This window comes from candidate division WOR-1 bacterium RIFOXYB2_FULL_36_35, from assembly GCA_001771505.1.
Taxonomy (GTDB): domain Bacteria; phylum Margulisbacteria; class WOR-1; order XYC2-FULL-46-14; family XYC2-FULL-37-10; genus XYB2-FULL-36-35.
Window position 1 is genome coordinate 1 of record MEUA01000056.1, and the last position, 5,250, is coordinate 5,250.

The 5,250-nt window shown below is 36.0% G+C and carries 8 protein-coding genes and 1 pseudogene; 3 read left to right on the forward strand and 6 right to left on the reverse strand.

All coding sequences use genetic code 11. From position 1 onward, the window contains the following. The 3 genes and pseudogenes from A2290_08980 to A2290_08990 all read right to left on the reverse strand — a co-directional run bounded on the left by A2290_08980 (position 1) and on the right by A2290_08990 (position 1,451). Positions 1–807 (reverse strand): annotated as a pseudogene (locus A2290_08980) (hypothetical protein). An 18-nt stretch (positions 808–825) separates the two neighbouring features. Then, complete coding sequence (locus A2290_08985; protein OGC13412.1) at positions 826–1,224, reverse strand: putative toxin-antitoxin system toxin component, PIN family; 399 nt, start codon at positions 1,222–1,224, stop codon at positions 826–828. Beyond that, entirely contained in the window at positions 1,212–1,451 is a 240-nt protein-coding gene (locus A2290_08990; protein ID OGC13413.1) for a hypothetical protein, read from the reverse strand. The genes A2290_08985 and A2290_08990 overlap by 13 nt, the downstream gene beginning before the upstream one ends. An 85-nt stretch (positions 1,452–1,536) precedes the next feature. Between A2290_08990 and A2290_08995 the strand changes: the two genes are divergently transcribed. After that, the gene (locus tag A2290_08995; protein ID OGC13414.1) at positions 1,537–2,592 is read left to right on the forward strand and encodes a hypothetical protein; all 1,056 of its coding nucleotides are present in this window, start codon (positions 1,537–1,539) and stop codon (positions 2,590–2,592) included. Positions 2,593–2,601: 9 nt separating this feature from the next. Here the strand turns inward: A2290_08995 and A2290_09000 are convergent, their stop codons facing one another. Genes A2290_09000 through A2290_09010 form a run of 3 tightly spaced genes read right to left on the reverse strand, consistent with a single transcriptional unit; the run spans position 2,602 to position 3,814 of the window. After that, positions 2,602–3,168: a LemA family protein gene (locus A2290_09000; GenBank protein OGC13415.1), complete on the reverse strand. Its 567-nt coding sequence runs from the start codon at positions 3,166–3,168 to the stop codon at positions 2,602–2,604. Between the two features lie 24 nt (positions 3,169–3,192). Continuing rightward, positions 3,193–3,525, reverse strand: a complete 333-nt coding sequence (locus A2290_09005) for a hypothetical protein (protein ID OGC13416.1) — start codon at positions 3,523–3,525, stop codon at positions 3,193–3,195. Further along, complete coding sequence (locus A2290_09010) at positions 3,518–3,814, reverse strand: nucleotidyltransferase (protein ID OGC13417.1); 297 nt, start codon at positions 3,812–3,814, stop codon at positions 3,518–3,520. The genes A2290_09005 and A2290_09010 overlap by 8 nt, the downstream gene beginning before the upstream one ends. Before the next feature lie 379 nt (positions 3,815–4,193). Here A2290_09010 and A2290_09015 point away from each other — a divergent pair, with 379 nt between their 5' ends. Together A2290_09015 and A2290_09020 are read left to right on the forward strand one after the other, a co-directional pair. Next, entirely contained in the window at positions 4,194–4,823 is a 630-nt protein-coding gene (locus tag A2290_09015; protein ID OGC13418.1) for a hypothetical protein, read from the forward strand. Between the two features lie 111 nt (positions 4,824–4,934). Beyond that, entirely contained in the window at positions 4,935–5,204 is a 270-nt protein-coding gene (locus A2290_09020) for a hypothetical protein (protein OGC13419.1), read from the forward strand. Positions 5,205–5,250: the final 46 nt, after the last annotated feature.

Genomic DNA, 5,250 nt, shown 5'->3' on the forward strand with positions numbered 1-5,250 from the left:
CTTCATTTCCCACATTTTGGAAGATGGTTTTATTGAAATCCCGCCGGAGTCAAATGTAACTCCTTTTCCAATTATTGCCGTAAAATCTTTTTTTGAAGACGGGAGATATTTTAAAACTACAACTTTTGGAAGATTGCGGCTCCCTTTCGCAACCGCCCACAAACATTCCATTCCCTCTTTTTGGGGATCAAGGATTGTACATTTAAGACCAACTTCAGTCGCCATTTTCTTTGCATAATTAGCGCAATATTCCGGCGTGATTTTGTTTGAAGGGGCATTGACAAGGTCGCGGGCAAGGTTTTCGCATTCTGCAACAATTTCTCCGATCTTTAATCCTCGCTGAAATTCTTTTACCTGCGATTTGTTCTCTGCTAAAATTGTTGCGGAGTTGGTGGCGATAAAATCAGATTTTTTCTCTTTATGGTAGCCCGCAAATTTATAACCGCCCAAAATAAGCCCTTCGGATATGGCTTGTGCCAAATCGACATCGTTTATTGATTCTGATTCAATGCTAACTGCAACATTCTTTGCTTTTGAGGAGATTGCCTGTTTAATCCCTTTTGCGGCGGCGTTTCTAACTGTTTCACAGGTTACATCTTTTGATTTTCCAAGACCGAGGAAAGAGATTTTTGAGGCAGGAAGTTTGCCTTGAGTTGAAACAACCAAAACATCTCCTTTTTTAGCCTCAAATTCATCTTTTCTGGACAACAACTTTTCAAGCGGATTTTTTTTATCTTCAAAAACGCCGAGAAGCAGGATATCGCATACAGCTTTCTGGTAGGACAAATTTTTAATTTGGATTTTCATATTTAAATGTCTCTCCTTTTATTGGTTTACTTTTTTCAAGAATTCCGCTGGTTTTACAATTTTTATCCCGCTAAATTTTCTTAAATCTAAAAGGTGTTTGTCGCCGGAAACAATATAGTCGGCATTTCCAGATAAGGCACAATCAATAAATTTATTATCATCTGCATCTTCTTTTACAAAAAAAGTTTTCCTGTGAGGAGCTATAAGAACCATTTTCTTTTGAAAATTCCAAGCCCATTCATTCATATCAGCGAAAGACAAATCGAATCTGGATAAAACCAACAAATATTCAGAAATTATATCGTTGGAAGTCAAGGCATCAAAAGAACCTTCCCTCCAAAAATCCAATATTTTCTTTGGATTTCCTCCCCAAAGGCTAGAAACGATTACATTTGTGTCAAAAACTACTTTAAGCATTTTGCTTTTCTTGCTTCTTTAATTAGTCTGCTTACATCTTTTAGTTTAAACCCCTTCTTCTCCGCAGATTCTTTTGTTCTTTTTAAGAGGCTATCAAAACCACTATATTCTTTTAGAGAAAGAAATTCCATAAAATCAATAACCTCTTTAAGTCTATTCACAGGCATAGCCTTGGCTTCTTTCAATAAAATCCGCTCATATTGTTTTTCTTCTAATAACTTAACCATTTTAAATACCTCCCGAAATTTACTTTGAAATATACCGATAATATTATAGCAGGTAGTAAAAAAAGAAAAAGGTTGAATAAAATTTATGTCCGATTTAATCATAAAAGGAGCAGTCACTCCTACAACCTTCAGGGATGTGTGTTTGTCCCGCGGAGGCAAAAGACCTCTTCCCCAAATTTGGGTTGAATGGCAGGAAGGAAACTCGACTCGGAGTGATGCATGGAGAAAAAAAACGGAAATTTCCGTTTCTGCCGCAATTGAGCGAGCAAGAATATCTATCCGAGCTTTTGAGCATCTTAAAGAACTTATTGCAGATACAACCACTTCGGCAGACAGAAAAGAAATGGCTGCCAGTTTCCTTGAAGCTTTTTATATAAAAGAATCTTCCAATGCTAATAATCCTCTTTTAGCCGCTCTTAACTTTTCTGCGAAAAAAGGATTTTCTACTGAAGGCTTTTTTGCTCTAACTCCTCAAGATACTGTTGCCATGGGTAAAAGCGTCCACCCATACAAAATGGTTAAAGTACCGGGAGGACTTGTTACAGGATCAGGAAGAATAAAAATCCCTTCTTTTTTAATTGGCTCCACCATCGTACCAATTGAGCTTGCCCGTATTTTGATCGGTGAAGAAAGATTCAACACTAACTCAATAAAGCATTACGGAAGATTATCTCCTGCGAGACTACATCCGCAAGATGCTTTTGCTGTAGCAAAAATGCTCGAGCTCTCAATTACAACTGAAGAAAAATATTTCTTGGCTGATAAAAGAAATCTTATTTATAAGCCTTTTCCAAGCATGTGGGAACTTATACAGGCTGATGATTGGGCATATATGAATTTGCCCAGAGTAAATAGGGGATTTCGTCCTGTAAAAGTCACAACAACAAACAATGAAGGGGGGAAAAAAGCTTTAAGCATAAAAGGAACAGCTCTTCCTTTAGATCCTACTACTAGAAATTTAGATATTGGAAGTTGTTTTACTTTACGCAACGGCAGAAGGGCAGTTTTTATTGATGCTAGTGATCCCGCCATAAGCCAGGCCTTCCAAGGTAAGTATGGCGTTTTCAATCAACATTTAATGTACCCTTTTCGGTTGGTTGACCAAAATCTAGAAGGTTCAAAGTGGTGGGATATCGCGTAAATTACCGCCCTAAAACTTGACCTTAGGCGCATCAACTGCCGCTTCTGCCGCCTTGAAGAATACTTTTTCCGAATCAAAACCGAGCATGTTCACAAAAAACACCGTCGGCATACTTTTTGTTTTGGTGTTGTATTTCTGAACTTTTTCGTTATATCTCATCCTTTCAACCGCGATTCTGTTTTCCGTACCCGCAAGTTCGTCTTGAAGGGCTTTAAAGTTTTCTGACGCTTTAAGTTGCGGATAGTTTTCTACGACAAGCATCAATTTTGACAAAGTAGATTCCATTTGATTAGCCGCCGCAACTTTTTGCTCCGCATTTTGTGCTCCAGCCCATGCTGAACGAGCCTGCGCTATGTTTTCAAATGTCTCTTTTTCATGTGCAGCATAACCTTTGACAGTCTCGACTAAATTCGGGATCAGATCATACCTGCGTTGAAGCTGGTTTTCAACCTGTGCCCAGCCCTGCTTTACATCCTGATCTATTTTAACAAGGCTGTTGTAAACTCCGCCAACCCACACGGCAAATAAGAGAAAAATGACAACGATTCCAGTAATCCAAATTAAAGTTTTGTTCATATAAAAAAACCTCCTGAAATTCAATTATTTTAAGTCTTGTATCTGTATTTTCAATCTTTCAATATCTTCTTTTATTGTTTTCCATAAAATTTCATTATCAACACCAAAATATTCATGCACAATCTTATTTCTCATGCCAATAATTTCAATCCATGGAACATTTGGGTTTTTGTCTTTTAATTCTTTTGAAATATTATTCGAAGCTTCGCCTATAATTTCCAAATTTCTAATTACTGCGTCAACAGTTTTTTCATCAACAAAAAACTGATCCCAAGAAAGACCTTTTGTATATTCTTCAATCTTTCTTATGCAATTAATAATATCATCCAAATAAAGCGCATCTGTTCTTTTAGACATATTCAACTTCTTTTAAGATATCGTCTTTAATTATAGGTTTTAAAGCTTTTTTGGAAATCAAATCAACGCGCTTACTCAAGATACTGCTAAGATAGCCTTCAAGTCTAATAAACTTAAAAAATCCCATCGGCTCGGAAAAATCAACAACTACATCAACATCGCTGTCTTTTCTTGCATCGCCCCTGACTGTGGAGCCAAAAATACCTATTTGCTTAATTTTATATTCTTTCTCCAAGAAATCTCTATTATCTTTTATCTTATTTTTAATTTGTTCTGTTAATTTATTCACACTTTACAACCTCCTGAAATTTGTCTTGCAATCTTACGATATTATTATAGCAGTAAATTGTTTTTAAAAATAGCTGGAGGAAAATACAAAATGGCAATAGAAGTGGCTCATTACATGCGCCCGATTATTACACAAATAAACGGTAGCTTATCAGGATTACGCACAAATCTAGAGAGAGAGAGAGAGAGAGAGAGAGAGAGAGAGAGTAACACTTCCATCGCTTGCAAATTCTTATAAAAATGTTTTAACCTCTTTAAGCTCACTATCAGCCTACGATGGCACAAATGCCGCCCAATTAAGGACACAACTAAATCAAATTCAAATTGACTATCAAGAATGCAATACTATTCTGGATACATTCCGGAGATTAAGGCAGGATATGGGATATATTGAATTACTTGAGCAAGGCGGTCTTGATGCTGTAAATGCAAGGGTTCAATCTTTGTTTGAACAACTAAAACAAACTCCAGGAGATAAAGAGCTTGGTCAAGCAATCAAAGATTTTAATGATTTACTTTATAGGGCGATAGAATGCCTTGTCCCGGCAGTTAAGGCGATAAGTATTACTTTTAGTGAATTACAAGATAACGATAAAGCCGGAGCCTATTATTATTTACCAGAAGCTTATAATCAAAATAGTTTAACTTTCGATGGTTCTTTGCATATACATCTCCCATATATCTTTTCCCCAACTCAATTACAAGGTAAACATGCAGGATCAGGGTTTCGCCAACTTCAAGCATTAGAAAGCAGAACACTGGAAGCCTCAAAATGTTTTGAGAAAGTTTCTCTTGATTTTAATGTATGTGGGAGCCTCAATCTTTTGGGTTTAGGAAAATCAAGCCTTCCGTTAGAGCGAATAATCTCAATTAATTTCACAGACAAAGAAGAATATTCTCATCATTTTACAGGATTTCCAAATGATTACACATTAACATCAGCACCAACTTTTTTTGAATATTATAAAATATTTGAAGAAAACAGAAAACCATCAGAAACCCTGATATAAGCTTGTAAATTGCTTATCTTTGGTAGCTACCGTCAATGCCTCTTTACTTAATTTTGAATTTCGCATTTTTTTGGAATTGACTAAAAAAAACCTCTCTGATACTATTAAATTATGGACTTAAGAGAAAAAGTCGCTTACTGGCTTGAAAATGCTGAATATGATTTGCAAACAGCAAAAATAATGGACGAGAGCTCGAGATATTCCTATACAGCTTTTATGTGCCAACAAGCTTTAGAGAAAATCATTAAGGCACTATACCTGCAAAACAATTCAAAAGAAGCCCCAAAAAGCCACAATCTCGTTTATCTTGTAGGAATAACAAATTTAATTCTTTCTGAGAACAAACAAAACTATTTGCCGAACTTTCATCTTTTTACTTAGAAGGAAGATACCCAACTTACAAAGAAAAAATGTCAAAACTGATAAA

Bases quoted from the DNA above. Each gene is read 5' to 3' on its own strand.
- A2290_08985 (OGC13412.1), bottom strand. From the start codon at position 1,224: ATGCTTAAAGTAGTTTTTGACACAAATGTAATCGTTTCTAGCCTTTGG.
- A2290_08990 (OGC13413.1), bottom strand. From the start codon at position 1,451: ATGGTTAAGTTATTAGAAGAAAAACAATATGAGCGGATTTTATTGAAA.
- A2290_08995 (OGC13414.1), top strand. From the start codon at position 1,537: ATGTCCGATTTAATCATAAAAGGAGCAGTCACTCCTACAACCTTCAGG.
- A2290_09000 (OGC13415.1), bottom strand. From the start codon at position 3,168: ATGAACAAAACTTTAATTTGGATTACTGGAATCGTTGTCATTTTTCTC.
- A2290_09005 (OGC13416.1), bottom strand. From the start codon at position 3,525: ATGTCTAAAAGAACAGATGCGCTTTATTTGGATGATATTATTAATTGC.
- A2290_09015 (OGC13418.1), top strand. From the start codon at position 4,194: ATGGGATATATTGAATTACTTGAGCAAGGCGGTCTTGATGCTGTAAAT.
- A2290_09020 (OGC13419.1), top strand. From the start codon at position 4,935: ATGGACTTAAGAGAAAAAGTCGCTTACTGGCTTGAAAATGCTGAATAT.